The organism is Leifsonia sp. 2MCAF36 (assembly GCF_052115525.1).
Taxonomy (GTDB): domain Bacteria; phylum Actinomycetota; class Actinomycetes; order Actinomycetales; family Microbacteriaceae; genus Leifsonia.
In genome coordinates this window covers 58,158-83,167 of the sequence record NZ_JBFRGV010000010.1, presented here as the reverse complement: position 1 = coordinate 83,167, position 25,010 = coordinate 58,158, and the positions used below count along the sequence as shown (strand labels likewise).

Annotated in this window: 25 protein-coding genes and 1 pseudogene; 20 read left to right on the top strand and 6 right to left on the bottom strand. The window is 70.7% G+C overall.

The genetic code is table 11. The features are described 5' to 3' along the window. Positions 1-3: 3 nt before the first annotated feature. The 4 genes from AB4079_RS15550 to AB4079_RS15535 all read left to right on the top strand — a co-directional run bounded on the left by AB4079_RS15550 (position 4) and on the right by AB4079_RS15535 (position 2,258). Positions 4-696 (top strand): uracil-DNA glycosylase, encoded by a 693-nt coding sequence (locus tag AB4079_RS15550; protein ID WP_441788220.1) that lies wholly within the window; start codon positions 4-6, stop codon positions 694-696. Positions 697-730: 34 nt separating this feature from the next. Then, positions 731-1,309 (top strand): GNAT family N-acetyltransferase, encoded by a 579-nt coding sequence (locus tag AB4079_RS15545; protein ID WP_441788219.1) that lies wholly within the window; start codon positions 731-733, stop codon positions 1,307-1,309. A gap of 170 nt (positions 1,310-1,479) precedes the next feature. Continuing rightward, the gene (locus AB4079_RS15540) at positions 1,480-2,028 is read left to right on the top strand and encodes a DUF2781 domain-containing protein (RefSeq protein WP_441788218.1); all 549 of its coding nucleotides are present in this window, start codon (positions 1,480-1,482) and stop codon (positions 2,026-2,028) included. After that, positions 2,028-2,258, top strand: a complete 231-nt coding sequence (locus AB4079_RS15535) for a hypothetical protein (RefSeq protein ID WP_441788217.1) — start codon at positions 2,028-2,030, stop codon at positions 2,256-2,258. Before AB4079_RS15540 ends, AB4079_RS15535 begins: the two co-directional genes overlap by 1 nt. Positions 2,259-2,268: 10 nt before the next feature. Here AB4079_RS15535 and AB4079_RS15530 read toward each other — a convergent pair. From AB4079_RS15530 to AB4079_RS15515, 4 genes and pseudogenes are all read right to left on the bottom strand, one after another. Then, a pseudogene (locus tag AB4079_RS15530) lies at positions 2,269-2,619 on the bottom strand (DMT family transporter); the annotation flags it as partial. 198 nt (positions 2,620-2,817) lie between these two features. Continuing rightward, positions 2,818-3,591, bottom strand: coding sequence for a hypothetical protein (locus tag AB4079_RS15525; RefSeq protein ID WP_441788216.1), 774 nt, complete (start codon positions 3,589-3,591; stop codon positions 2,818-2,820). Next, a complete protein-coding gene (locus AB4079_RS15520) occupies positions 3,588-4,496 on the bottom strand; it encodes an ABC transporter ATP-binding protein (protein ID WP_441788215.1) in 909 nt (302 codons plus the stop codon). The genes AB4079_RS15525 and AB4079_RS15520 overlap by 4 nt, the downstream gene beginning before the upstream one ends. Then, positions 4,493-4,873, bottom strand: a complete 381-nt coding sequence (locus AB4079_RS15515) for a GntR family transcriptional regulator (protein WP_441788214.1) — start codon at positions 4,871-4,873, stop codon at positions 4,493-4,495. Before AB4079_RS15515 ends, AB4079_RS15520 begins: the two co-directional genes overlap by 4 nt. A 112-nt stretch (positions 4,874-4,985) precedes the next feature. Here AB4079_RS15515 and AB4079_RS15510 point away from each other — a divergent pair, with 112 nt between their 5' ends. From AB4079_RS15510 to AB4079_RS15500, 3 genes are read left to right on the top strand one after another with little or no spacing between them, the layout of a single operon-like run. Next, complete coding sequence (locus AB4079_RS15510) at positions 4,986-6,128, top strand: alpha/beta hydrolase family protein (RefSeq protein ID WP_441788213.1); 1,143 nt, start codon at positions 4,986-4,988, stop codon at positions 6,126-6,128. Between the two features lie 9 nt (positions 6,129-6,137). After that, entirely contained in the window at positions 6,138-7,565 is a 1,428-nt protein-coding gene (locus AB4079_RS15505) for an amidase (protein ID WP_441788212.1), read from the top strand. A gap of 59 nt (positions 7,566-7,624) precedes the next feature. Then, positions 7,625-9,004: a pyridoxal phosphate-dependent decarboxylase family protein gene (locus tag AB4079_RS15500; RefSeq protein WP_441788211.1), complete on the top strand. Its 1,380-nt coding sequence runs from the start codon at positions 7,625-7,627 to the stop codon at positions 9,002-9,004. 113 nt (positions 9,005-9,117) lie between these two features. Here the strand turns inward: AB4079_RS15500 and AB4079_RS15495 are convergent, their stop codons facing one another. Both AB4079_RS15495 and AB4079_RS15490 read right to left on the bottom strand, forming a co-directional pair. Next, the gene (locus AB4079_RS15495) at positions 9,118-10,926 is read right to left on the bottom strand and encodes a gamma-glutamyltransferase family protein (RefSeq protein ID WP_441788210.1); all 1,809 of its coding nucleotides are present in this window, start codon (positions 10,924-10,926) and stop codon (positions 9,118-9,120) included. Position 10,927: 1 nt separating this feature from the next. Continuing rightward, positions 10,928-11,302, bottom strand: coding sequence for a DUF1844 domain-containing protein (locus AB4079_RS15490; protein WP_441788209.1), 375 nt, complete (start codon positions 11,300-11,302; stop codon positions 10,928-10,930). A 282-nt stretch (positions 11,303-11,584) separates the two neighbouring features. Here AB4079_RS15490 and infC point away from each other — a divergent pair, with 282 nt between their 5' ends. The 13 genes from infC (at position 11,585) to AB4079_RS15425 (ending at position 25,010) form a co-directional block, all read left to right on the top strand. After that, positions 11,585-12,241: a translation initiation factor IF-3 gene (gene infC / locus AB4079_RS15485; protein ID WP_441788321.1), complete on the top strand. Its 657-nt coding sequence runs from the start codon at positions 11,585-11,587 to the stop codon at positions 12,239-12,241. Next, the gene (rpmI, locus tag AB4079_RS15480) at positions 12,241-12,435 is read left to right on the top strand and encodes a 50S ribosomal protein L35 (protein ID WP_441788208.1); all 195 of its coding nucleotides are present in this window, start codon (positions 12,241-12,243) and stop codon (positions 12,433-12,435) included. The genes infC and rpmI overlap by 1 nt, the downstream gene beginning before the upstream one ends. 30 nt (positions 12,436-12,465) lie before the next feature. Beyond that, the gene (gene rplT / locus AB4079_RS15475) at positions 12,466-12,858 is read left to right on the top strand and encodes a 50S ribosomal protein L20 (RefSeq protein ID WP_441788207.1); all 393 of its coding nucleotides are present in this window, start codon (positions 12,466-12,468) and stop codon (positions 12,856-12,858) included. Between the two features lie 270 nt (positions 12,859-13,128). Further along, positions 13,129-13,929 carry a TrmH family RNA methyltransferase gene (locus AB4079_RS15470; RefSeq protein WP_441788206.1) on the top strand — a complete coding sequence of 267 codons (801 nt, stop codon included), beginning with the start codon at positions 13,129-13,131 and terminating at the stop codon, positions 13,927-13,929. An 86-nt stretch (positions 13,930-14,015) separates the two neighbouring features. Beyond that, positions 14,016-15,056, top strand: a complete 1,041-nt coding sequence (pheS, locus tag AB4079_RS15465; RefSeq protein WP_441788205.1) for a phenylalanine--tRNA ligase subunit alpha — start codon at positions 14,016-14,018, stop codon at positions 15,054-15,056. After that, complete coding sequence (pheT, locus tag AB4079_RS15460; RefSeq protein ID WP_441788204.1) at positions 15,056-17,596, top strand: phenylalanine--tRNA ligase subunit beta; 2,541 nt, start codon at positions 15,056-15,058, stop codon at positions 17,594-17,596. The genes pheS and pheT overlap by 1 nt, the downstream gene beginning before the upstream one ends. A gap of 335 nt (positions 17,597-17,931) precedes the next feature. Continuing rightward, positions 17,932-19,032 carry an N-acetyl-gamma-glutamyl-phosphate reductase gene (locus AB4079_RS15455; protein ID WP_441788203.1) on the top strand — a complete coding sequence of 367 codons (1,101 nt, stop codon included), beginning with the start codon at positions 17,932-17,934 and terminating at the stop codon, positions 19,030-19,032. Further along, positions 19,029-20,183 carry a bifunctional glutamate N-acetyltransferase/amino-acid acetyltransferase ArgJ gene (gene argJ / locus AB4079_RS15450; protein WP_441788202.1) on the top strand — a complete coding sequence of 385 codons (1,155 nt, stop codon included), beginning with the start codon at positions 19,029-19,031 and terminating at the stop codon, positions 20,181-20,183. The genes AB4079_RS15455 and argJ overlap by 4 nt, the downstream gene beginning before the upstream one ends. Then, a complete protein-coding gene (argB, locus tag AB4079_RS15445) occupies positions 20,183-21,154 on the top strand; it encodes an acetylglutamate kinase (RefSeq protein WP_441788201.1) in 972 nt (323 codons plus the stop codon). The genes argJ and argB overlap by 1 nt, the downstream gene beginning before the upstream one ends. Next, positions 21,151-22,386, top strand: a complete 1,236-nt coding sequence (locus tag AB4079_RS15440) for an acetylornithine transaminase (protein ID WP_441788200.1) — start codon at positions 21,151-21,153, stop codon at positions 22,384-22,386. Before argB ends, AB4079_RS15440 begins: the two co-directional genes overlap by 4 nt. Positions 22,387-22,459: 73 nt before the next feature. Next, positions 22,460-23,425, top strand: coding sequence for an ornithine carbamoyltransferase (gene argF, locus AB4079_RS15435; protein WP_441788199.1), 966 nt, complete (start codon positions 22,460-22,462; stop codon positions 23,423-23,425). Next, a complete protein-coding gene (gene argH / locus AB4079_RS15430) occupies positions 23,422-24,888 on the top strand; it encodes an argininosuccinate lyase (RefSeq protein WP_441788198.1) in 1,467 nt (488 codons plus the stop codon). Before argF ends, argH begins: the two co-directional genes overlap by 4 nt. Beyond that, the gene (locus AB4079_RS15425) at positions 24,888-25,010 is read left to right on the top strand and encodes a hypothetical protein (protein ID WP_441788197.1); all 123 of its coding nucleotides are present in this window, start codon (positions 24,888-24,890) and stop codon (positions 25,008-25,010) included. The genes argH and AB4079_RS15425 overlap by 1 nt, the downstream gene beginning before the upstream one ends.

Genomic DNA, 25,010 nt, shown 5'->3' with positions numbered 1-25,010 from the left:
CCGGTGCCCAAGACGCTGGCGGAGCTGGCCGCCGACGGCTCCATCGACCCGGGATGGGCGCAGGCGCTCGACCCTGTGTCCGCCCGGATCGCCGACATGGGCGCCTTCCTGCGCGGAGAGGTGGCCGCCGGCCGCGCCTACCTGCCCGCCGGAGACTCCGTTCTGCGGGCGTTCCGCGCGCCGCTCCAGGATGTCCGGGTGCTGATCGTCGGCCAGGACCCGTACCCGACACCGGGGCATCCCATCGGCCTGTCGTTCGCCGTGGAGCGCCACGTGCGCCCGCTGCCCCGGAGCCTGCAGAACATCTACCGCGAGCTGCGCGACGACCTGGGGGTCACCCCGCCGCCGCACGGCGACCTGAGCGGCTGGTCGGACAGCGGCGTCATGCTGCTCAACCGGGTTCTGACGGTGCGCCCGGGCGAACCCGGCTCGCACCGTGGGAAGGGCTGGGAGCCGGTGACCGAGCACGCCATCCGCTCGCTCGTCGCGCGCGGGCGGCCGTTCGTGTCCATCCTGTGGGGGCGGGACGCATCCACCCTGAAGCCGCTGCTGGGCGGCAACCCGGTGATCGAGTCGGCGCATCCGAGCCCGCTGTCGGCGTCGCGCGGTTTCTTCGGCTCGAAGCCGTTCTCGCGGGCGAATGCCCTGCTCGAGCAGGTGGGGGAGACGCCGGTCGACTGGACCCTGCATTCGTAACGCGGCTGCAACACGGGCGACGTACGCTTGAGGGGTGCTGGAAGAGGAATACCAGGAGCGGCGTGTGCTGCCCCGTCACCTGCGCAAACCGCCGCCGGCGGAGGCGCCGTTCGAGTACGCCCTCCGTGACGCGCGGCCGGAAGACCTGCCGCACGTCCGCGAGATCTACAACCACTACGTCGCCAACAGCACCGTGACCTTCGACGAGGATGCGATGACGTTGCGCGAGTGGAAGAGCAAGTACGCCTACCTCAAGAAGCTCGGGATGCCGTTCATCGTCGCCGAGTCGCCCGCGGGCCAGATCCTCGGCTACGCACTGGTGCAGCCGTGGAAGCAGAAGCGCGCGTACCGCTTCACGGTGGAGAACTCCATCTATCTCGGCGCAGCATCCACCGGCAAGGGCCTCGGCCCGGTGCTGATGCAGGAGCTCATCGACCGGTCGAAGGCGGCCGGCCTGAAGGAGATCATCGCCGTGATCGCCGACAAGGGCGCAGAGGCTTCCATCAAGATGCACGAGAACTTCGGCTTCACCGAGATCGGCCGGATGGGCCGCGTCGGCTACAAGTTCGACCGCTGGCTCGGCACGGTGCTGCTGCAGAAGTCGCTCAAGTAGCGGCCCGCTCGGCATGTCGGTCGGAGATTCGGCGCCGAATCTCCGACGTACCGCGGTGCGCCGGACGATCGCGGCTGAATCGCGGCGGATCTCCGACCGTGGGCGCCGAATCTCCGACGCAGCGCGGGCGGGAATGCCGTCACCGGCCGTGCGGCGCTAGGCTCCCGAACGTGACCACCGTGAGTCCCGGAACCGGCCAGGCCCCATTGCCCGCAGTCGCGAGGCCGGCGAACCTGCCGCTGCGCAAGCGTCCCGTCGACATCTTCTTCATCGTGATGTTCTCGCTGTTCATCGTGACGTGCATCATCAGCGACGCCATCCCCACCCTCGGCATCCCGCAGACCGCGACGACGACGAACATCCTCGCGCAGTGGAACTACACCTACTCGTCGCAGTACGACCCGCTCTACATGCACGAACCGTTGTGGCTGCGGTTCATCACCGGCACCAGCGCGTTCGTCTACCTGCCGTTCTACGTGCTGCTGGTGGTCTGCCTGGTGAAGGGGTTCAACTGGATCCAGCTGTTCGCCGTGATCTACGCGACCATGATCATCAGCCTCACGGCGATCCCCATCTTCGGCGTCGAGTTCTTCGGCCCGGTCGGCGACCGCACGCCCAACCCGGTGGTGTTCCTGCTGTACAACGGGCCGTACGTGCTCGTCCCGCTGCTGCTGCTCATCCGGATGCGCAAGCCGCTGCCGTTCACGAGGAGGTTCTGATGCCGCTGCTGGAAGACCTGACCGTCTACGAGGACGGCGAGCGCTACAACGTCTACGACCACTCCTTCCCCGACGAGGACGCCGAACTGGGCCGTGGGCGACTGCTCGGGGAGATCACCGTGACGACCGAGGGGGAGTATGTGCCCTCCGGAGTGGGAGCGGTGTACGAGTACATCCCTCCGGCGCGCACGATGGATGAGGCGCTCAGCGCGTTCGTCGGCTCCGCCTAGCCGACCGACTTCAGGCGGGGTGGCGCGCGCCGAGCTCAAGGAGCCCGACACCGCCGATCACCAGCACCAGGCCGGCGATCTGCACCCAGGTGAGCGACTCCTTGAAGAAGACCCAGGAGATGATCGCGATGACCGCGACGCCGACGGCCGACCAGATCGCGTAGGCGATCCCGAGCGGGACCCCGCGGCCCAGGGCCAGGGAGAGGGCGAAGAACGACGCGACGTAGCCGACGACGACGATGACGAACGCCCACCACTTCGGGTTGTCGCCGGCGGTGAACTTGAGGAACGTCGTGGCGACGACCTCGGTCGCGATGGCGACCGCGAGGAAGAGATAGCCCAGCACGGAGCCCACGCTAGCGAACGTGGTGGACGGGTTGCTGCTCTCACCCCGCTATGAGTTCACCGGGCGTTCCGTTCCGCGTCGACTGCGGCCCGTAGCCTGAGGCGACGACATCGTCGGACGGCGCGGAATCCGCGCCGGTCGAGTGAGGCCGATGGCCTGAAACCGTGGCCGGGGGAGCGACTCTCCCGGCCACGTCCAGGCCCGCGGGCCCCATCAGTTGCGCGGTGTCGCGCGTCCGAGCGCCAGGTAGGCGGCCACCGCAGCGAGAACGGTCGGGACGAGCAGCCAGGCGGTCACGCCGACCGGCCCGCTCGCCGCGAACCACGTGCCGACCGCCGGCCAGCTCTCGGTGAGGGTGATGAGCGCGACCGCGCCGACCAGCACGAGGGCAAGCACCGCGCCCGCGACGAGGATGCCGTTCATCCGCCAGCGCATGAAGAGCGATGCGGAGAACGCGCCGACGGCGAAGAAGAACAGCATCGCGCCGAAGACGATGAACAGCCGGCCGCCGACACTCGCGCCGGCGAAGTACACCGACGTGAACAGGTGGCCGCCGAGTCCCCACCCGTTCGTCCACTCCTCGACGGCCGACAGCAGGGTGAAGCCGAGCGCGTAGCCCGCGGCGAGGAGCAGGAAGGTCGCCCCCGAGCCGAGGGCGAAATCGCGCCGGGTCACGCTGTACCCGAGGGCGAAGGGGAAGGTGGCCGAGATCACCTGGATGGCCACCACCAGCATGTAGACGAAGATGTAGAACCCGCCGCCGCTCCACTGCGTCCCATCCATCGCCTGCGCCCGGTCGGCCGGTGCGGTGGCGGCCCAGATGATCCACCAGATCAGCCAGTTCACGAGCCAGATGAAGCCCATGATCATGGCTGGGATCCAGATGACGGTCCACGTGTTCACCAGGTTCAGCCGGACGACGCGCCAGATGCGCTGCCCCGCCGCGGGCGCGGCGACGAGGGCGGGTGAGGGATGTGCTGCGGTCATGCGCTCTGCTCGATTCCTGTGCGGATGTCGGTCTTGCGGACGATGAGCTGCTGGAGCGAGACCGGCGCGAGCTCGAGTCCCCCGGCTGCGGCCTCCGCCCGGTCGGTGGGGCCCAAGCCGCTGACCGTGACGGAGGCGAGCCCGCCGAGACCGTCGCGGTGCAGCACATCGCGTCCGCGGACGAAGGCGTCCACGGCAGCGCGCTGCCCGACCACGGTGGTGGCGGACGTGCGCAGCGTCTCGGCGTCCTCGTCCATGAGGATGCGGCCCTGGTCGATCACGATGACCTGCTCCAGCAGATTGGCGACCTCGTCGATGAGATGGGTGGAGAGGACGACGGTTCGGGGATGCTCGGCGAAGTCCTCCAGCAGCCGGTCGTAGAACAGCTGCCGGGCGACGGCGTCCAGCCCGAGGTACGGCTCGTCGAAGAAGGTGAGCGGTGCGCGTGAGGCGAGGCCGACGATCACGCCGACGGCCGAGAGCTGGCCGCGGGAGAGCTTCTTGATGCGCCGGTCCAGCGGCAGCCGGAACTCTTCGACCAGCCGGTCGGCGAAGTCCGCGTCCCAGTTCTCGAAGAACCAGGGAGCGCTTCGGAACACATGCTTGGGCTGGAAGTCCTCGGGGTAGCGCTGGCTCTCCTTGATGAAGCAGATGTTCTGCAGCACGCGGGCGTTCTCGGTCGGCGGCTCGCCGAAGACCCGGATGTCGCCGGCGCTGGGGAAGTCCTGCCCGGTGATGAGCTGCATCAAGGTGGTCTTGCCCGCGCCGTTTCGGCCGAGCAGGCCGTGGATGCGACCGGGCGCGATGGTGAGGCTGACGTCGTCTATCGCGCTGACGCGTCCGAACCGCTTGGTCAGGCCCGTCACCTGGACAGCCGGGCCGGGGAAGGCGAGGGTGGCGCTCATGCGCTCACTCCTTTCGTCGGGGACGGCAGAGCCGTCTGGATCATGCGGGTGAGCTCGTCGGGGCCGATGCCGAGCTTGGCGGCCTCGGTGAGGAGGGGGCCCAGATACTCGGCTGGGAACGCGTCCCGACGCTTGGCGATGAGTCGCTCCCGCGCCCCTTCGGTGACGAACATGCCGATTCCCCGCTTCTTGTAGAGGATCCCTTCGTCGACGAGGAGACCCATGCCTTTGCCCGCCGTCGCGGGGTTGATCCGGTGGAAGGCGGCGAACTCGTTCGTCGACGGCACCTGCGTCTCGGCGGGGTAGATCCCGTCGATGATGTCGTCTTCGATCTGTTCGGCGATCTGGACGAAGATCGGTTTGCCTTCGTCGATCATCCGGGCTTCACCGGTTCATTACTCATGTAACTAACCAATCAGGTTCGGCCCCTTCTTGTCAATAGTGATCCGCACGCGTCACGATTCGCGTAGACGGAACGTCCTACTGGGTATGGGATGGTTTCTGGGCGTCGTCGCCGCGCTGGCAGTGGTCGGCGCGGTCTGGGGAGCGCGCCGCGCCGGAGACCGGCTGGCGCGCACCGTGGTGCGACGGCGGGCGCTCACCGCCACGCGCATCCACGCCAGCACCGAGACGAGCGTGACTCTGCAGGCCGATCGGCGGACCCTGCACCGCGGGCAGTTCGGGTTGTGGTTCGGTGTGGACGGGCATGCGGTCGTCGGCCACGCCCGGTCGCACGACCGGGAGGCGGGAACGGTGACGCGAGAGCTGCTCCACGTCACCGGCGACCTGGCCGCAGCCGATACCGGTTACTGGACGGGGCACCTCCACCCGGGTCCCGCCTCGCTGCGGCGACCGTTCCGCGAGGTGCTGATCGAGGTTCCGGGCGGGGAGGCCCCAGCCTGGCTGATCGAGACGGGGCGACCGAGACGGTCCGCCGTCTGGGCGATCCACATCCACGGCTGGAGCACGACGCGCGTCACCGCCCTCCGCTCGGTCCACGCGACCGATGCCCTCGGCATGACCTCGCTCGTTGTCTCCTTCCGCGGAGACGGGGAGGCTCCGGCAGCGCCGGGCGACGCCTCCACTCTGGGCATGACGGAGTGGGAGGACGTGGATGCGGCCATCGGCTTCGCGCTGGACCACGGAGCCCAGCGGGTGGTGCTGGTCGGCTGGTCCCTCGGCGGGGCCGTCGCGCTGCAGCTCAGCGAGCGCAGCGCGCACCGCGCATCCCTCGACAGGCTGGTGCTCATCGGACCGGTGACCGACTGGCGCGCCGTGATCCGGAAGGGCGTCCAGGAGCGGCTCCTCCCCGGGTGGACCGCCGGGCTGGCGATCCGTGCGCTCGCGAGCGGGTCGGCGAGCGCCCGGGTCGGGCTCAGCCGGCCGATCGACTTCGACCGGCTCGACTGGGCGCGCCCTGGGAGGCTGACTCTTCCGACGCTGGTGATCCACTCCGACGGCGACCGGGAGGTGCCGCTCTCGTCGTCGGTGCTGTTCGCGATGGCCAATCCCCGCCTGGTGCGGCTGGTCGAACTCTCGCCGGCCGACCACTGCTGGGAGTACAACGTCGACCCTGCCGCCTTCAACCGGGCGATCATCGAGTTCCTCGAACCCGATCACGGCCTCGGCTAGCCTGGCCAGATGGCCGACCTCCACGAGCTGACAGCGCTCGAACTCTGGCAGGAGCTGCAGACCGGGCGCGTGTCGCCCCGCGAGCTCGCCTCCCACTACCTGGACAGGATCGAGCGGCTGAACCCGCAGCTCGGCGCATTCGTGACCGTCACCCGCGACCAGGCGCTCCAGCGGGCGGACGACGTCGCCGAGCACCTCCCGAAGACGGCACCGCTGTGGGGCCTGCCGTCGGGCGACAAAGACCTGTGGATGCGCGCCGGCGTGCCGACCGGGTTCGGGTCGCGGGCGATGGCCGGGTTCGTTCCGGAGGAGAGCGACGAGATCGTCGAGACGCTCGACGCGGCGGGCGCGGTCAGCCTGGGGAAGACGAATGCGCCCGAGTTCGGGCTCCCCGCGTACACCGAATCGCTCGCGGCCCCGCCCGCCCGCAACCCGTGGAACCCGGAGCTCGGTGCAGGCGGGTCGAGCGGGGGAGCGGCGGTGGCGGTCGCGAGCGGAATGCTGCCCTTCGCGCCGGGCTCGGACGGTGGCGGTTCGGTCCGCATCCCGGCGGCGGCGTGCGGCCTCGTCGGACTTAAGCCGACTCGCGGGCTGGTGCCGGCGGGGAGCGGCATCGCTTCGCTGGCGGGCCTCGTCGTCGACGGACCGCTCGCCCGGACCACCGCGGACGCGGCGATGCTCCTCGACGGGATGATCGCCAAGCACAACGGACGGATCGACCACCACTACACGCTCCGCGCCCCGTACGACGACGACGGCCCGTTCCTCGGCACCGCCGTGCGCGGGGAGGGCCGGTTCCAGCTCGGCGTCATGACGACCTCCGCCTGGGACGGCGCATACGACATCAGCATCGCGCCCGAGGCAAGCGACGCGCTCGCCGCCGCCATCGATGCCTTCTCGTCGATGGGTCACGGTATCGAGGAGACCGCGCTGGAGCCGGACGACACCTACGCGCCCGCGTTCCGGACGATCTGGCAGGCGGGCGCCGCGCGGATCCCGGCGGAGGGAGAGTCGCTGGGGCTGCTCGAACCGTTGACCGCCTGGCTGGTGGACCGGGGCCGTGCGCTCAGCGCCCGCGAGCTGAGCGAGGCTCTGACGTTGCTGACCGCGTACGAGCGGTCGTTCATCCGGCAGCTGTCGTCGTTCGACGCCGTGCTGACGCCGGCGATGGCGATGACCCCGCGACCGGTCGGCTGGTACGACCAGGAGGACGGCGAGCGCAACTTCGCCCAGCAGGTGCAGTACACGCCGTTCACCTCGATGCTCAACGTCACCGGGTTGCCGGGGATCGTGCTTCCCGTCTCGCAGACGGCGGAGGGCCTGCCGATGGGGGTCCAGCTGATCGGCCGGCCGGGAGGCGAGCGGACGCTGCTGTCGCTGGCGACGCAGCTCGAACGGCGGGTCCGCTGGCAGGATCGGCGTCCGCCGGTCTGGTGACGTGCGGGAGCCCGAAACCAGCAGTGCCGAGCGCCTCGGCCGGGCACTAGCATGCCCGTGTGAGCGATCGGGAGGCGTTCGGCCCGGTGCTCGACGAGGCTGTCGTACTCGCCGGGCGCTGGTTGGATGGGACGCGCGAGGGCCGCATCCCACCCACCGTGGGCATCGAGCAGGTGAAGGATGCGCTCGGGCGCGAGCTGCCCGACCGCGGCCCGGCCCCGACCGATGTGCTCCGTCGGATGGCCGAAGCGATCGAGCCTGGGCTGATGCGGATCGGCTCGCCCCGCTTCCACGGCTGGGTCATGGGCGGCACCCAGCCGGTGGCACTCGGCGCGGACTGGCTCGTCGCTGCCTGGGACCAGAACGGCGGCCTCCGCTCCGTCACGCCCGGCGTCGTCGCGGCGGAGGAGCTCGCCGGCGCCTGGCTGCTCGACCTGCTCGGCCTGCCGGGGACCGCCGACGTCGGGTTCGTCACCGGCGCGACGGTGGCCACGCTCGTCGGGCTCATCGCCGCGCGGGATGAAGTGCTCCGGCGCGCAGGATGGGACCCGCAGGAGCGGGGGATCGCCGGAGGTCCGGCCATCCGTTTCCTGGTCGGCGCGGAGCGTCACGGGTCCGTCGACAGCGCGGGCCTGGTGGCCGGGCTCGGACGCGGCCGGGTGGTCGCCGTCGACGACCAGGGGCGGATGCGGCCCGATGCACTGCGGGAGGCGCTCGCCGAGGGGAGCGGGCCGGCGGTGGTGTGCCTGCAGGCGGGCAACATCCACTCGGGCGCGTTCGACCCGCTCGGGGAGCTGATCGGGATCGCGCACGACGCCGGCGCCTGGGCGCATGTCGACGGAGCGTTCGGCCTGTGGGCGGCCGCCGCACCGCGGTTGCGGGCGCTCACGACCGGCCTCGAACACGCCGACTCGTGGGCGACGGACGCGCACAAGACCCTCAGCATCCCGTACGACTGCGGGATCGCGGTCGTCGCCGACCCGGACGCCTTGCACCGCGCCGTCGCGCAGCACGCCGCCTACCTGGCGTCCTCCGCCGACGTGGCGGACCCGGCCGACCGGGTGCTGGAGCTCTCCCGCCGCGCCAGGGGCGTGCCGGTCTACGCAGCGCTCGCCCAGCTGGGGCGCGAGGGCGCGAGCGAGCTGGTGCAAGGGCTGGCGGATGGCGCCGCGATGATCGCCGACGGCATCCGCACGATTCCCGGCGCCGAGGTGCTGAACGACGTGGTGTACACCCAGGTGTGCGCCGCCTTCGGGAGCGACGAGCGCACCCGGGCGGTCGGGCAGGCACTCCTCGCTGACGGTGTCGCGCTGGCGTCTCCGTCGAGCTGGCGCGGGCAGGCCGTGCTGCGCTTCTCCGTCAGCAACTGGCTCACCGACTCCGCCGAGGCCGAGAGGACGGTGGAGGCCGTCCGCCGGGCCGTCGCCTCCGTCGACTGACGCCAGCGCCGGTTCCCGTCCCGCCGCGCCGGTTCCCGCCGCGACGTCCGCCGCCGTTTGTCGCGTCCGCCGCTGCGCGAACGACCGCCGTGGCTACAAACCGCCGCGCGGGCTCAGCGCCCGGCCGCGTAGCCCTGCATGCCGCGCGCGTTCGCCGCGGCGCTCAGGATGCCGGTCTCGGCATCCCGCCCCACCGACGACAGCCGGCCCAGCGTCCACTCTCCTGCCCGGGTGATCCGGTGGCCGCGCGCCTCCAGCCCGGCGATGACCTCGTCGCCGAGTCGCGACTCCACCACCGCCCCCGCCGGCACCCAGGTGCGCGGCCAGAACGACTCCGCGATCGAGGTGGTGTGCAGCGCCGGAGCGTCGATGGCCTGCTGCGGCGTGTACCCGCCGACGATGGTGCGCAGCAGGTAGAGCAGTTGCCACTGGTCCTGCTGGTCGCCGCCCGGTGAGCCCAGGGCGGTGACGGGCACGCCGTCGCTCAGGACGAGGGTCGGCGTCAACGTGGTCCGCGGCCGCTTGCCCGGGGTCAGAGTGGCGGGCGACCCCTCCTCCAGCCACGTCATCTGCAGGCGCGTGCCGAGGCAGAAACCCAGTTCCGGGACGGTCGGCGACGACTGCAGCCAGCCTCCGGATGGCGTGGCCGACACGATGTTCCCCCAGCGGTCGACGACGTCGATGTGGCAGGTGTCGCCGCGCGTCTCGCCGGTGCGCGACACCGTCGGCTCGCCGACGCCCCCGCCGACGCCCTGACCGGCGATGCCGGACGGCGGCGTGTACTCCGTGCGGAGCGGCGGCAGGAACGGTTCGACGCCCGGCACCGTGCCCGGCCGGAACTCGGCCGACGCGCTCTCGCCGATCAGCGCCCGGCGTTCGGTGGCGTAGCCCGCGGAGAGCAGCGTCTCGAGCGGGACGCGGGAGTCGCCGAAGTAGGCGTCCCGGTCCGCGTACGCGAGCTTCTGCGCCTCCAGCACGGTGTGGGCGCCCAGCTCGGTCGACGGGTCGAGGCGCTCGTCGTCGAAGCCGTCCAAGATGGCCAGGGTCGCCAGCAGGGCGGGCCCCTGACCCCACGCGCCGGCCTTCGCGATGATGTGGCCGCGGAACTCCAGGGTCACCGCGTCCTCGTACTGCGCCCGGTACTCCGCGAAGTCGGCCTCGGCGATGACGCCGGCATGGTCGCCGCCGTCGGAGTGCCGATGGGGCGTGCGCACGAACGCGGCAACCGCCTGCGCGACCGTCCCGGTGGCCCACTCGGTGCGTGCCGCCTCGATCCGCTCCTCGCGCGAGGCGGCGTCGGCACCTGCTGCGATCAGTTCGCGCAGCACGCGGGCATACGCGGGGGCCGTGATCAGTTCCCCGGGCTCCGGGATCCGGCCGCCCGGCATCCAGCGCTCGGCGGACGTCGGCCAGTGCTCGGTGAAGAGCGGTGCGACCGCGCGGATCGTCGCACACACCCGCTCGAGGACCGGATGGCCGCCCTCGGCGTACTCGATCGCGAACGCCAGGACGTCGGCGAGCTCCCACGTTCCGTGGTCCTTCAGCAGGAGGAGCCACGCATCCACTGCGCCCGGCACGGCGGCGGCCAGCGCGCCGGAGCCGGGCACCAGCTCCAGCCCCTCGGCAAGGTAGTGCTCTCGGGTGGCGCCCGCCGGCGCCGGGCCCTGGCCGGAGAGCACCACCGGGGTCGGGTCGTCCGCGGTGGCGAACAGGGCGACCAGGTCGCCGCCCGGGCCGTTCAGGTGCGGTTCGACGACGTGCAGGACGAACGCGCCGGTCACTGCGGCGTCGAACGCGTTGCCGCCCCGCTCCAGTACCGCCTGCGCGGCCCCGGTCGCCAGCCAGTGGGTGGACGCACTCATCCCGAACCGGCCCTGCAGGGTCGGCCGGGTGGTGAACGCCGGCGGCGGGGTGAAGGCCATGTCAGCTGACGGGGCCGGTGTACTTCTCGCCGGGGCCTTTGCCGATCTCATCCGGGATGGCGGACGCCTCGCGGAAGGCCAGCTGTAGCGAGCGGAGGCCGTCGCGGAGGCTGCGCGCGTGCTGGTCGCCGACGTGCTGGGCGCTCGCGGTGACGAGGCCGGCGAGGGCGTCGATGAGCTTTCGCGCCTCATCCAGGTCGGTCTGGTGCTCGGGATCGTCCGCCAGGCCGCACTTCACGGCGGCGGCACTCATCAGGTGGACGGCGGTGGTGGTGATCACCTCGACTGCGGGGACCTCCGCGATGTCCCGCGTGGCGTCCGCGACGCCGTCGAGATCGTCCGCGGAGTCGTCGAAGGTGAAGGATGTGTCGCTCACTGCATTCCTCTGTTAGAATCGTTCGGGCTCCGGGACTTCTGTCCCGGTACGAAAGTGGAGATTCCTCCCACCCGCGCTTGACCGTTTTATAGGTTACCGGGTCATTGCACTCCGCCAACGCGTGTGAACGCGGGGGTAGACAGGGTGCGGTACCAGGCCGGTGCTATCAGATTCTCCGGAATCACTGAGCACAGGCCGGCTGGTGCGTGGAACCTCCTCTTTCGCCGGACCGTCACCGACAGTCCGTGGCCGAGAATCATCGCTTGATCAGAGGAGACAGACATCAGCGATCCCCGTACGAATGACCGTATCCGCGTCCCCGAAGTTCGACTCGTCGGCCCCAGCGGAGAGCAGGTCGGTGTCGTCAAGATCGAGGTCGCATTGCGACTCGCGCAGGAGGCCGACCTCGACCTGGTCGAAGTAGCGCCCAACTCCAAGCCGCCGGTCGCGAAGATCATGGACTACGGCAAGTTCAAGTACGAGGCTGCGCAGAAGGCCAAGGAGGCCCGGCGCAACCAGGCGAACACGATCCTCAAAGAGGTCCGCTTCCGCCTCAAGATCGACAAGCACGACTACGAGACCAAGCGCAAGCGCGCCGAAGGCTTCCTGAAGGCCGGCGACAAGGTGAAGGCCATGATCCTTTTCCGAGGCCGCGAGCAGTCGCGCCCGGACCAGGGTGTGCGCCTCCTGCAGCGCTTCGCGGAGGATGTCGCCGAGCTCGGCACGGTCGAGTCCAGCCCCATGATCGACGGGCGCAACATGGTGATGATCATCAGCCCGATGAAGAACAAGGCCGAAGCAAAGCAAGAGGCCAACGCAGTACGTGCCGCCTCCAAGGCGCGCGCCCAGGGGCGCGACCAGGAGCCGGTTGCTGACGCAGCGGATGCTGCTCAGTCCGACGAGAGTTCGCCCGTCCAGGCGACGAACGAGGAGAACTAATGCCCAAGCAGAAGACCCACTCCGGCGCTAAGAAGCGCTTCAAGATCACCGGCAGCGGCAAGGTCATGAAGCAGCAGTCCGGCATGCGCCACAACCTGGAGCTCAAGTCCAGCAGCCGCAAGCGTCGGCTGAACGCCGAGCAGGTCGTGCCCGAGGTGGATGCCAAGGTCATCCGCCGGATGCTCGGCAAGTAATCCACCCGACGTAGTTAAGGAAATCCACTAATGGCAAGAGTGAAGAGGGCCGTCAACGCCCACAAGAAGCGTCGGGTCATCCTCGAGCGCGCAGAGGGCTACCGCGGTCAGCGGTCGCGCCTCTACCGCAAGGCGAAGGAGCAGGTCACCCACTCCCTCGTCTACGCGTACCGTGACCGTCGCCAGAAGAAGGGCGACTTCCGCCGTCTCTGGATCCAGCGGATCAACGCCGCGTCCCGCGCCAACGGCCTGACCTACAACCGCTTCATCCAGGGCCTGGCCCTGGCTGGCGTCGAGGTCGACCGCCGCATCCTCGCCGACCTGGCCATCACCGAGCCCGCGACCTTCGCGGCCCTCGTCGAGACCGCCCGGAAGGCCCTGCCGGCCGACACGTCGGCCCCGAAGGCGGACGCCGCGGCGTAACTCGTGCACGAACGGCCATGGTGGTCGTAGTCCCTGGTTTTCAGGGGACTGCGACCACCATTCCGTTTTGCGGACGCGCGACGCCGGCCGCGGGAAACGGAGGAGCTTCAAGTGGTCCCGGCGCGGCCATCCTCCGTATCCGGCTTCCACTCGGCGTGTCGAACCGCACCTCCTCCTTTTTCCGACACTCTCCACACGTTCAGCCACCATCCGCTTGCCCTTCATCCGGGACACGCCACCGTTCGGTTCACCGCCCCATATGCTGGTGCCATGCTGGACAACCCTCGCTCTCCGCGCGTCAGGGCCGTCGCCAAACTCGCCAAGCGCTCCGCCCGGTCCGAGACCGGGCTGTTCCTGCTGGAGGGACCGCAGGCCGTGCTCGAGGCCCTCACCTTCCGCCCCGAGCTGATGGTCGACCTGTTCGCGACGCCGACCGCCCTGGAGCGGTACCCGGAGATCGCCCGCCTGGCGGCGGAGGTCGACCTCGAAGTCGAGTACGTCTCCGAGCACGTGCTGGATGCGATGGCCGACACCGTCACGCCTCAGGGCTTCGTGGCCGTCGCCCGGCAGTTCCCGACCTCGATCCGTGAGATCTTCGCGGGCGAGCCGAAACTCGTGGCCATCCTCGAAGAGGTACGGGATCCCGGCAACGCGGGCACCATCATCCGTGCCGCCGACTCGGCGGGCGCCGACGCCGTGGTGCTGACCGGCCGGACGGTCGACCTGTACAACCCCAAGGTGGTCCGCTCGACCACCGGGTCGCTGTTCCATCTTCCGGTGGCGGTCGGGGCCGACCTGGCGGATGTCATCGGCCGCGCCCACTCTGCAGGCCTCCAGGTGCTCGCCGCCGACATCAAGGGTGAAGACCTGTTGTCCGCGCGCCGCGACGGCGAGCTCGCACAGCCGACCGCATGGGTGTTCGGCAACGAGGCGCACGGCCTCGCTGACGAGCTGCTGACGCTGGTGGATCGCGTCGTCACCGTGCCGATCTACGGCCGGGCGGAGTCGATGAACCTCGCCACGGCGGCCTCCGTCTGCCTCTACGAATCGGCATTCGCCCAGCGCACCTGAGCCCGCTCGTCCACAGGCATCCCGGCTGTCCACAGTCCCGGCTCGGGGCCGGGAGCGCGTGCCCGCGCCGACTAGACTGGGTGACTGTGTCAGATACCACGGAGATCACCGAATCCGCCGTCGAGGCGGCGGTCGGCGCGGCCCTCGCCGCGATCGACGCCGCGAGCGACTCGGCGGCCTTGAAGGCGGTGCGCCATGACCACACCGCAGAGCACTCGCCGCTCGCCCAGCTGAACGCGAGCATCCGCTCGCTGCCCGGCGACCAGAAGGCCGCAGCGGGCAAGCTGGTCGGTGGCGCCCGTGCGCGTGTCAACCAGGCGTTCACGGCCAAAGAGGCCGAGATCGCGGCAGCGGAGGAGGCGGCTCAGCTCGCCGCCGAGACCGTCGACGTCACCGCCCTCCCGTCGCGGTGGACGCCCGGCGCGCGTCATCCTCTCAGCCTCCTCCAGGAGCGCGTCGCCGACGTCTTCGTCGGGATGGGCTGGGAGGTCGCAGAAGGCCCGGAGCTCGAGAGCGAGTGGTACAACTTCGACGCGCTGAACTTCGACGCCGACCACCCGGCGCGTGCGATGCAGGACACCTTCTTCGTCGAGCCGACCGACGCCCACCTGGTGATGCGCACCCACACGTCCCCGGTGCAGCTGCGCGCCCTCCTCGGCGACGACCTCCCCGTGTATCGGATCGCGCCGGGCCGGGTGTTCCGCACGGACGAGTTCGACGCGACGCACCTTCCGGTGTTCCACCAGACGGAGGGCATCGCGGTCGACAAGGGACTCACCATGGCGCACCTGCGCGGGACGCTCGATCACTTCGTGAAGACGCTGTTCGGCGAGGACGCGCGCGTGCGCCTCCGACCCAACTACTTCCCGTTCACCGAGCCGAGCGCGGAGCTCGACCTGTGGCATCCGACCTTCAAGGGCGGAGCGCGCTGGATCGAGTGGGGCGGCTGCGGCATGGTCAACCCGAACGTCCTGCGTTCGGCGGGCATCGACCCCGAGGTCTACTCCGGCTTCGCGTTCGGTGTGGGCGTGGAGCGGGCGCTGATGTTCCGCAACGACGTCAAAGACATGCGCGACATGGCCGAGGGCGATGTGCGGTTCTCCCAGCAGTTCGGAATGGTGGTCTGATGCGCGTCCCTCTGAGTTGGCTCGGCGAGTTCGTCGACCTGGAGCCCGGAACGACGCCGGAAGAGGTGCATGCCGCCCTCGTGTCCGTCGGGCTCGAGGAGGAGGACATCCACACCTTCGAGCTCTCCGGTCCGATCGTCGTCGGCCAGGTGCTCGAGTTCGTCGAGGAGCCGCAGACCAACGGCAAGACGATCCGCTGGTGCCAGGTGCGGGTAGCGCCCGAGGGCGAGACCGCAGCTGACGGCGGTGCCGACGTGCGCGGCATCGTCTGCGGCGCCCGCAACTTCTTCGAGGGCGACAAGGTCGTGGTGACGCTGCCGGGCGCGGTGCTGCCCGGCCCCTTCCCGATCGCGGCCCGCAAGACCTACGGCCACGTCTCCGACGGCATGATCGCCTCGGCGCGCGAGCTCGGCCTCGGCCAGGACCACGACGGCATCCTGCGGCTGACCACGCTCGGCCTCGATCCCGAGGTCGGCACCGACGCCGTCAGCCTGCTCGGCCTCGACGACGCGGCTGTCGAGGTGAACGTCACGCCCGACCGCGGGTACGCCTTCTCGATCCGCGGTATCGCCCGGGAGTACTCGCACGCGACCGGCGCGGCCTTCCGCGACCCGGCGCAGGCCGTCCCGGTCAGCGCGAACCACGCGAGCGGCTTCAGCGTCACGGTCGACGACGCGGCGCCCATCCGGGGTCACGTCGGTGCGAGTGTGTTCGTGACCCGAGTGGTGCGCGACGTGGATGCCACCCGCCCGACCCCCGCGTGGATGATCGCCCGGCTCAAGCTCGCCGGCATCCGCTCCATCTCGCTCATCGTCGACATCACCAACTACGTGATGCTCGAACTGGGAGAGCCGATCCACGGCTACGACCTCGACAAACTCTCGGGCGGCATCGTGGTGCGCCGCGCGACGGCGGGGGAGAAGCTGGTCACCCTGGACGACCAGACCCGCACGCTCGACGCCGAAGACCTCGTGATCACCGACGACTCGGGCCCGATCGGCCTGGCCGGCGTGATGGGAGGCGCCTCCACCGAGATCGGCGCGGGCACGCGCAACGTCCTCATCGAGGCGGCGAACTTCGACCCGGTGTCGATCGCGCGCACGGCCCGCCGGCACAAGCTGCCCAGCGAGGCGTCCAAGCGCTTCGAGCGCGGTGTCGACCCGCAGGTCGCGGTGGCGGCAGCAGGCCGCGTGGTGCAGCTGTTGGAGCAGCTCGCCGGCGGCCGCGCGGACGACCTCGGCTCGTTGCTCGACGCATCCCAGACCGCAGACGCCATCCGCCTTCCGGACGGCTACCTCTCGGCGCTGATCGGCGTGGACTACACCGACGACGAGATCCGCAGTGCCCTCGCCGAGATCGGTGGCGGCGTGACGGAGACAGCCGACGGACTGCTCGTGGCGCCGCCGACCTGGCGTCCCGACCTGCGCGACAAGTCCGACCTCGCGGAAGAGGTCGCCCGCATCGTCGGGTACGACCGCATCCCCTCCGTGCTGCCGGTCGCGCCTCCGGGTCGCGGCCTCTCCCGTGAGCAGCGGCTGCGCCGCGCCGTCGCGCAGACCCTCGCGGACAACGGCTCCACCGAGGTGCTGTCCTTCCCCTTTGTCAGCGAGGCGCAGAACGACCGCTTCGGCCGAGCCGACGCGACCGGTCACGTCCCGGCCGTGCGCCTCGCCAACGCGCTCGACGCCACCGCGCCCTACCTGCGCACGTCGCTGCTTCCCGGCCTGCTCGACGCAGCGAAGCGCAACCTCGCCCGCGGACTCGTCGACCTGCGCGTGTACGAGCTCGGCACAGTGTTCCGCCCGTCCGACGGCTCCGTCGGCAGCACGTCGCTGCCGCCGGGCGCCGCGCGACCGGGAGCGGACGTGCTCGCCGAACTCAACGCCGGCATCCCTGCGCAGCCGCGGTTCCTCGCGGGACTCGTCGTCGGCGACGTCGTCGACAAGCAGCCGGGGATGCCCGCGACGCCCGGCGGCCTGATCGACGCGCTCGACATGGTGCGTCAGACCGCCGCGGCGGTCGGCGTGGTCGTGGACGTCGTCCAGTCGTCGCACCAGGCCCTTCACCCGGGCCGGACGGCACAGCTGGTCGCGCTGGCGGCAGACGGCACCCAGGTGCCGGTCGGCTACGCAGGAGAGCTGCTGCCCGCGCTCGCCCACGAGCTCGACCTTCCGCGCGTGGTCGCGGTCTTCGAACTCGACCTGGACGCGCTCATCGCAGTCGCGCCGGCGGACATCGTGGCGGGCGTGATCGCGGGCTTCCCGGCGGCCACGCAGGATCTCTCCCTCGTCGTACCCGTCGAGGTGCCCGCGGGCGACGTGCTGCGCGCGGTCCGGGAGGGTGCCGGTCCGCTCCTCGAAGACATCCGGCTCGTCGACGACTACCGCGGCCCCGGTCTCCCGGACGCCACGAAGAGCCTCACGTTCGCGTTGCGCTTCCGCGCCGACGACCGCACCCTGACCGCGGCCGAGGCGAGCGAAGCCAAACTGGCCGGCTCCGCCCGCGCCGCCGACCTCTACGGCGCAGCCATCCGCGAGTAGCGCCGCGTGTCCCCTCACCCGCTGGGCGTGTACGCCGCCGTTCGTACCATGCGCCGCTGCGCGAGCGGCGGCGCATGGTACGAACAGCGGCGCACGGTGCCGCGGGCGTACGCCGACCGGCCGGATTTGGCGGCGGTCGGGGAAGGAGCGCTAGGGTTGACTCATGCTTTCCGTCCGGTGCACCGCTTCGACGCGTGCGGCATTCGCCGCCCGCGCTCTGCGCCGACGCCTGCGCGACCGCCGAAGCTAGGCGGCGTTCCGGGCGGTCCTGTGCGGATCGACGTGGGGCGTCGCCGTCGCCGAGACCCACGTCGTCCCCACGAAAAGGAAGAAGCATGACTTTCTCGGTCGCTGTCGCAGGCGCCTCCGGCTACGCAGGTGGTGAGCTGCTGCGCATCCTCGCAGGCCACCCGGATTTCGAGATCCGCACCGTCACCGCGCACCAGAACGCCGGACACCCGCTGATCGCCCACCAGCCGCACCTCCGCTCCCTGGCGCACCTGACGTTGCAGGAGACCTCCGTCGAGACCCTCGCCGGGCACGACGTGGTCTTCCTCGCGCTGCCGCACGGTGCCTCCGGCGAGATCGCCGCCCAGCTGCCCGACGAGACGCTCGTGGTGGACTGCGGCGCCGACCACCGCCTGGAGGACGCGGCCGACTGGGCCGCCTTCTACGGCGGCGAGCACTTCGGCGCCTGGGCGTACGGCGTGCCCGAGCTTCCGCTGGCGGATGCTACGAGCACCCGAGCGCCCGACGCCGAGAGCCCGCACGCAGCCAGCCCGCACGCCGCCAAGCAGCGGGCCAACCTCGTCGGCGCCCGCCGCATCGCCGCGCCGGGATGCAACGCCAGCGCCGTCTCGTTGGCGCTCGCGCCGGGCATCCAGGCCGGACTCATCGACGACCAGGACATCGTGGCCGTACTGGCGGTCGGTCCGTCCGGGGCGGGCAAGTCGCTCAAGACGATGTACCTCGCCAGCGAGATCCTGGGCTCCGCCAGCCCCTACGGGGTGGGCGGCACGCACCGCCACGTCCCGGAGATCCAGCAGAACCTGCGGAAGGCGGGGGCCACCGCGCCGACCGTCTCGTTCACGCCGGTCCTCGTCCCCATGTCGCGTGGCATCCTGGCCACCTCCACCGCCCGCGTGAAGCCCGGCGTGACGGCGCAGCAGGTGCAGGCCGCCTGGGAGGCCGCGTACGCCGGCGAGCCGTTCGTCGAGGTGCTTCCCGCGGGGACGCTTCCGAGGACGTCGGACGTGCTGGGGGCCAACACCGTGCTGATGAGCGTGGCGCTGGACGAAGCGGCTGGCCGCGTCGTCACCGTGCTCGCCCTCGACAACCTGTACAAGGGGACGGCCGGCGCCGCCATCCAGTCCGTCAACATCGCCCTCGGCCTCGACGAGACCGCGGGCCTCAGCGTGAACGGGGTCGCACCGTGAGTGTCACAGCCGCGTCCGGATTCTCCGCCTCCGGTGTCGTCGCCGGCCTCAAGTCCACCGGCAAGCGCGACGTGGCGCTCGTACAGAACCGCGGTCCGCTGTTCGCGGCGGCCGCCGTCTTCACCACGAACCGCTGCAAGGCGAATCCCGTGCTGTGGAGCGAGCGCGTCATCCGTGACGGTGTCGTCTCCGCCATCGTGCTGAACTCCGGCGGCGCCAACTGCTACACCGGCGCGCAGGGTTTCCAGACGACGCACGCCACCGCGGAGGCCGTGGCCGAGCAGCTCGGCGTCTCCGCAGGCGACGTGCTGGTCTGCTCCACCGGTCTCATCGGGGAGCAGCTGCCGCTCGACAAGCTGCTCGGCGGTGTCTCCGCGGCGGCCGGGGCCCTGGCGCCGGATGCGGGACTCGGTGCCGCAGAGGCCATCATGACGACGGACACCCGCCCCAAGCAGACGGAGTACCGCTCACCCGCCGGCTGGACGGTCGGTGGGATGGCGAAGGGCGCCGGGATGCTCGCGCCCGGCCTCGCGACCATGCTCGTCGTGATCACCACCGACGCCGTGCTCGACTCGGCCCAGCTGGATCGGGCCCTCCGCTCGGCGACGCGCGTCACCTTCGACCGCCTCGACTCCGACGGCTGCATGTCCACCAACGACACGGTCGCCCTGCTGGGGTCCGGTGCGAGCGGCGCCGAGACGGACGAGGCGGAGTTCACGCTCGCGCTGACTGCGCTCTGCCGCGACCTTGCCGAGCAACTGCAGGCCGACGCCGAGGGCGCCGCGCACGACGTCGCCATCGAGGTCGTCAACGCGCAGAGCGAGGACGACGCCGTGACGGTCGCCCGGGCGGTGTCCCGCAGCAACCTCTTCAAAGCAGCGATCTTCGGCAACGACCCCAACTGGGGACGCGTCCTGGCGGCTGCGGGCACCACCGACGCCGCCTTCGACCCGTATGGAATCGACGTGGCGATCAACGGTGTCCAGGTCTGCACCGCGGGGGAGCCCGACCAGCCGCGCGAACTCGTCGACCTCACGCCGCGGAAGGCGCACATCCTGATCGACCTGCACGCGGGCGAGGCGACGGCGACCATCCTGACCAATGACCTGACCCACGACTACGTGCACGAGAACAGCGCGTACTCCAGCTGATGACGACGGACGAGATGACCAACGAGGCCCTTGCGGGGAATGTCGACGAGAGTATCGACGAGAACGTCGACGAGCTGACCGACGAGCAGGCTGACCGTGAGCTCGCCGCCGCGAAGGCGGCGACCCTCATCGAGTCGCTGCCCTGGCTGAAGGCCTTCCACGACCGCATCATCGTGGTGAAGTTCGGCGGCAACGCCATGGTGAACGAAGAGTTGCAGCGCACCTTCGCCGAGGACATCGTCTACCTGCGCTACGCCGGCATCCGCCCGGTCGTCGTGCACGGCGGCGGTCCGCAGATCTCGGCGATGCTCGACCGGCTCGGCATCGCCTCCGAGTTCCGTGGCGGCTACCGGGTGACGACCCCGGAGGCGATGGATGTGGTGCGCATGGTCCTCACCGGCCAGATCAACCGCGAGATCGTCGGGAACATCAACAAGCACGGGCCCCTGGCGTCGGGTCTCTCCGGTGAGGACGCCGCCCTGTTCCAGGGCAGGCGCCGGGCGGCGGTCATCGACGGCGAGGAGGTCGACCTGGGTCTCGTCGGCGATGTGGTCGCCGTCGACCCTGAGGCGGTTCTGGCGCAGCTGGCGGCCGGCCGCATCCCGGTCGTGTCGTCCATCGCGCCGGACATCGACGACGCCGGGCAGGCGCTCAACGTCAACGCCGACGCCGCCGCGGCCGCGCTCGCCGTGGCGCTGGGCGCATCCAAACTGGTGATCCTGACCGACGTCGCCGGGCTCTACAGCGACTGGCCGAACCGCGATTCGCTGCTCTCGAAGATCGGCGCGGACGAGCTGCGCGAACTGCTGCCGTCACTGGAGTCGGGCATGATCCCCAAGATGGCGGCCTGCCTGGACGCGGTCGACGGGGGAGTGGCGAAAGCCGCGATCATCGATGGGCGGGTGCCGCACTCGATTCTGCTCGAAGTGTTCACCCAGTCCGGAATCGGGACGGAGGTGGTGCCCGCGTGAGCGAGGCGCTGGAGGAGAACGCGGTCGGCGGGACGGCGCAGTGGCGCGACGGCGCCTGGAGGGCACCGTTCGGCGACGCGATCATGCGCACGCTGGCCACGCCCAAGGTGATGCTGGTCCGCGGCGAGGGCGCCCGCGTGTGGGACGTCGACGGCAACGAGTACCTCGACTTCCTGGCCGGCATCGCGGTCAACTCGCTCGGGCACGCGCATCCCGCACTCGTGGAGGCGGTGAGTCGTCAGGTCGGCACGCTCGCCCACGTGTCCAACTACTTCTCGACGCCGCCGCAGTTGGAGCTGGCCGAGCGCCTGCGCACCATCACGGGCGCGGGTGAGCGCGGCCGTGTGCTGTTCGGCAACTCGGGCGCCGAGGCCAACGAGGCCGCCTTCAAGCTGGCCCGGCTGAACAAGCGGGGCCCGCACGGTCGCCGCACCCGGGTTCTCGCCCTGCACAACGCCTTCCACGGTCGCACCATGGGCTCGCTCGCGCTCACCGGTAAACCGCCGATGCGGGAGGCGTTCGAGCCGCTGCCGGGCGGTGTCGAGCACATCGACTCCACGATCGAAGCGCTGGAGGCATCCATCGACGACCGGGTCGCCGCGCTCTTCCTCGAACCCATCAAGGGTGAGGCCGGCGTGCTCGACCTCCCGGCCGGCTTCCTGCGCCGGGCTCGTGAGCTGACGGAGCAGCACGGCGCGCTCCTGATCATCGATGAGATCCAAACCGGGGTCGGCCGCACCGGCCAGTGGTTCGCCTACCAGCACGACGGCATCCTCCCCGACGCGGTCACCGTCGCGAAGGGCATGGCCGGCGGCGTCCCGATCGGCGCGCTCGTCACGTTCGGCTGGGCGTCCGAGCTGTTCTCGCAGGGCCAGCATGGTTCGACATTCGGCGGCAACCCGCTCGCGACGGCCGCCGGCAATGCGGTTCTGGCCGAGATCGAGCGCGCCGGCCTGGTCGCCAACGCGGCCAGGCGCGGCGAAGAGCTGAAGCAGATCATTCGGTCGTTCGAATCGCCGCTGATCGGGGACGTGCGCGGCCACGGCTTGCTCATCGGCATCGGCCTGACGGAGGGGGAGGCGCACCGCCTCTCCGACGCCGCGCTCGCGCAAGGGTTGATCATCAACGCACCAAACGAGGCGAGCATCCGCCTGGCGCCGCCGCTCATCGTGGGCGACGCCGAGCTGGCGGAGTTCCGCGAACGCTTCGGCCGCGCTCTCGCCGCCGTCTGACCGCATCTCGACCACCTTCGACCACCTCCTGCAACACCACGACCTCCTTCAGCACGACGAAAGGGCGGGCAGCATGACCCGGCACTTCCTCCGCGACGACGACCTCTCGCCCAGCGAGCAGGCCGAGGTGCTGGCCCTCGCGGCCGACCTCAAGCGCGACCGCTTCTCCGCGACACCACTGGCCGGCCCGCAGACCGTGGCCGTGATCTTCGACAAGACGTCCACCCGCACCCGCGTCTCGTTCGCCGTGGGGGTCGCCGACCTGGGCGGCAGCCCGCTGATCATTCAGAGCGGGGAGAGCCAGCTGGGCGGCAAGGAGTCGCTCGCCGACACGGCCCGCGTGCTGGAGCGGATGGTCGCCGCGATCGTCTGGCGCACCTACGCCCAGAAGGGGCTGGAGGAGATGGCGGCGGGGACGCGCGTCCCGGTCGTCAACGCGCTGTCGGACGACTTCCACCCCTGCCAGATCCTGGCCGACCTGTTGACGGTCCGCGAGCACAAGGGCCGCACCGAGGGGCTGACGATGAGCTACTTCGGAGACGGCGCCAACAACATGGCGCACTCGTACCTGCTGGGCGGCGCGACAGCGGGCATGCACGTGCGCATCGCGGCCCCCGCCGCCTACGCACCGGACGCGGCCATCGTCGCCGACGCGCGGGCGATCGCGGAGCGCACCGGCGGCTCGGTGGCCCTCCTGACCGACCCGGCGGAGGCTGCGGCCGGTGCGGATGTCATGGTCACCGACACCTGGGTGTCGATGGGCAAGGAGGACGAGAAGGCCGAACGCGTCGCCGTCTTCGGCGACTACACCGTCGACTCCCGGCTGATGTCTCTGGCCGACCCCGAGGCCATCTTCCTGCACTGCCTGCCCGCCTACCGCGGCTACGAGGTGAGCGCGGACGTGCTCGACGGTCCTCAGTCGATGGTCTGGGATGAGGCCGAGAACCGGCTGCACGCGCAGAAGGCGCTGCTCGCCTGGCTGCTGGAGAAGAACGACGACCTGCTCGAGAAGAACGACGCCGCGGAGGCCACCGCATGACGGACGAGACGACATGCGGCACGACGGGCGTCGGAAAGACCGGCGAGGGCTCGCTCTGGGGCGGCCGGTTCGCCGGCGGTCCGTCACCCGAGCTTGCCGCGCTCAGCAAGTCGACCCACTTCGACTGGGAGCTCGCGGCCTACGACATCGCGGGGTCGCGGGCGCACGCCCGGGCGCTCGCCGCCGCGGGGTACCTCACACCAGAGGAGCTCGACGGGATGCTGTCCGCCCTCGACGCTCTCGACCGCGACGTCGCTTCCGGTGCGTTCGCCGCCGCCGAGAGCGACGAGGACGTGCACGGAGCCTTGGAACGCGGCCTCATCGAGCGTGCCGGCCCGGAGCTCGGCGGCAAGCTGCGCGCCGGTCGCAGCCGCAACGACCAGATCGCCACGCTCATCCGGCTGTACCTCCGCGACCACGCCGGGGTCATCGCCGAGCAGCTGATCGCCCTGGTCGACGCCATCGCGTCGCAGGCGGGCGCGCATCCCACCGCCGTCATGCCGGGGCGCACGCACCTCCAGCACGCGCAGCCGGTGCTCCTGGCGCATCACCTGCTGGCCCACTGCTGGCCGCTGGTGCGCGACCTGGAGCGGCTGGCCGACTGGGATGTCCGCGCGAACGTCTCGCCGTACGGCTCGGGTGCCCTGGCCGGCTCGACCCTGGGTCTCGACCCGCTGCTCGTCGCGCGGGAGCTGGGCTTCGCGCGCAGTTCCGAGAACTCGATCGACGGCACGGCGGCCCGGGATGTGGTGGCCGAGTTCGCTTTCGTCGCCGCCCAGATCGGTGTCGACCTCTCCCGGTTCGCCGAGGAGATCATCCTGTGGAACACGCGCGAGTTCAGCTTCGTGACCCTGGACGACGGCTACTCGACGGGGTCGTCGATCATGCCGCAGAAGAAGAACCCCGACATCGCCGAGCTCGCACGCGGCAAGGCCGGTCGCCTGATCGGCAACGCCACCGGCCTGCTGACGACCCTGAAGGGTCTGCCGCTCGCGTACAACCGCGACCTGCAGGAGGACAAGGAGCCGGTGTTCGACTCGGTCCGCACGCTGGAGACGGTGCTGCCGGCGTTCACCGGAATGGTCGCCACGCTGCGGTTCAACACCGAACGGATGGCCGCGCTCGCGCCGCAGGGCTTCTCGCTCGCGACCGACGTGGCCGAGTGGCTGGTCAAGCAGCACGTCCCCTTCCGTACCGCTCACGAGCTGAGCGGCAGCCTGGTCCGGGTGGCGGAGGAGAACGGTCTGGAGCTGCACGAGGTCTCCGACGAGCAGCTGGCCGCGATCTCGCCCCTGCTGACCCCGGACGTGCGTTCGGTGCTGTCGGTGGAGGGCTCGGTTGCCAGTCGCGACGGCGTCGGCGGGACGGCTCCCGACCGGGTTGCGGAGCAGCTGGCAGCCCTCACCGAGCACGTCCGGAAGGCCACGCTCGGATTGCGTGCGACACGACGGGACCTCGTCTGATGGCCCGCTTCGAGCCCGAGCGGAAGCGGCCCTGGATCATCCCGACGATCGTGACGGTCGCCGTCGTGGTCGTCGTGGTCGGCCTCATCGTCGCGGTGGCCGTGGGCGGCCGGATCTTCTGA

What these genes read in the sequence shown, in the direction of transcription:
- AB4079_RS15535 (WP_441788217.1), top strand. Translation starts at nt 2,028, where the DNA reads ATGCCGCTGCTGGAAGACCTGACCGTCTACGAGGACGGCGAGCGCTAC.
- AB4079_RS15525 (WP_441788216.1), bottom strand. Translation starts at nt 3,591, where the DNA reads ATGACCGCAGCACATCCCTCACCCGCCCTCGTCGCCGCGCCCGCGGCG.
- AB4079_RS15520 (WP_441788215.1), bottom strand. Translation starts at nt 4,496, where the DNA reads ATGAGCGCCACCCTCGCCTTCCCCGGCCCGGCTGTCCAGGTGACGGGC.
- AB4079_RS15515 (WP_441788214.1), bottom strand. Translation starts at nt 4,873, where the DNA reads ATGATCGACGAAGGCAAACCGATCTTCGTCCAGATCGCCGAACAGATC.
- AB4079_RS15510 (WP_441788213.1), top strand. Translation starts at nt 4,986, where the DNA reads ATGGGATGGTTTCTGGGCGTCGTCGCCGCGCTGGCAGTGGTCGGCGCG.
- AB4079_RS15505 (WP_441788212.1), top strand. Translation starts at nt 6,138, where the DNA reads ATGGCCGACCTCCACGAGCTGACAGCGCTCGAACTCTGGCAGGAGCTG.
- AB4079_RS15495 (WP_441788210.1), bottom strand. Translation starts at nt 10,926, where the DNA reads ATGGCCTTCACCCCGCCGCCGGCGTTCACCACCCGGCCGACCCTGCAG.
- rpmI (WP_441788208.1), top strand. Translation starts at nt 12,241, where the DNA reads ATGCCCAAGCAGAAGACCCACTCCGGCGCTAAGAAGCGCTTCAAGATC.
- rplT (WP_441788207.1), top strand. Translation starts at nt 12,466, where the DNA reads ATGGCAAGAGTGAAGAGGGCCGTCAACGCCCACAAGAAGCGTCGGGTC.
- AB4079_RS15470 (WP_441788206.1), top strand. Translation starts at nt 13,129, where the DNA reads ATGCTGGACAACCCTCGCTCTCCGCGCGTCAGGGCCGTCGCCAAACTC.
- pheT (WP_441788204.1), top strand. Translation starts at nt 15,056, where the DNA reads ATGCGCGTCCCTCTGAGTTGGCTCGGCGAGTTCGTCGACCTGGAGCCC.
- AB4079_RS15455 (WP_441788203.1), top strand. Translation starts at nt 17,932, where the DNA reads ATGACTTTCTCGGTCGCTGTCGCAGGCGCCTCCGGCTACGCAGGTGGT.
- argB (WP_441788201.1), top strand. Translation starts at nt 20,183, where the DNA reads ATGACGACGGACGAGATGACCAACGAGGCCCTTGCGGGGAATGTCGAC.
- argF (WP_441788199.1), top strand. Translation starts at nt 22,460, where the DNA reads ATGACCCGGCACTTCCTCCGCGACGACGACCTCTCGCCCAGCGAGCAG.
- argH (WP_441788198.1), top strand. Translation starts at nt 23,422, where the DNA reads ATGACGGACGAGACGACATGCGGCACGACGGGCGTCGGAAAGACCGGC.
- AB4079_RS15425 (WP_441788197.1), top strand. Translation starts at nt 24,888, where the DNA reads ATGGCCCGCTTCGAGCCCGAGCGGAAGCGGCCCTGGATCATCCCGACG.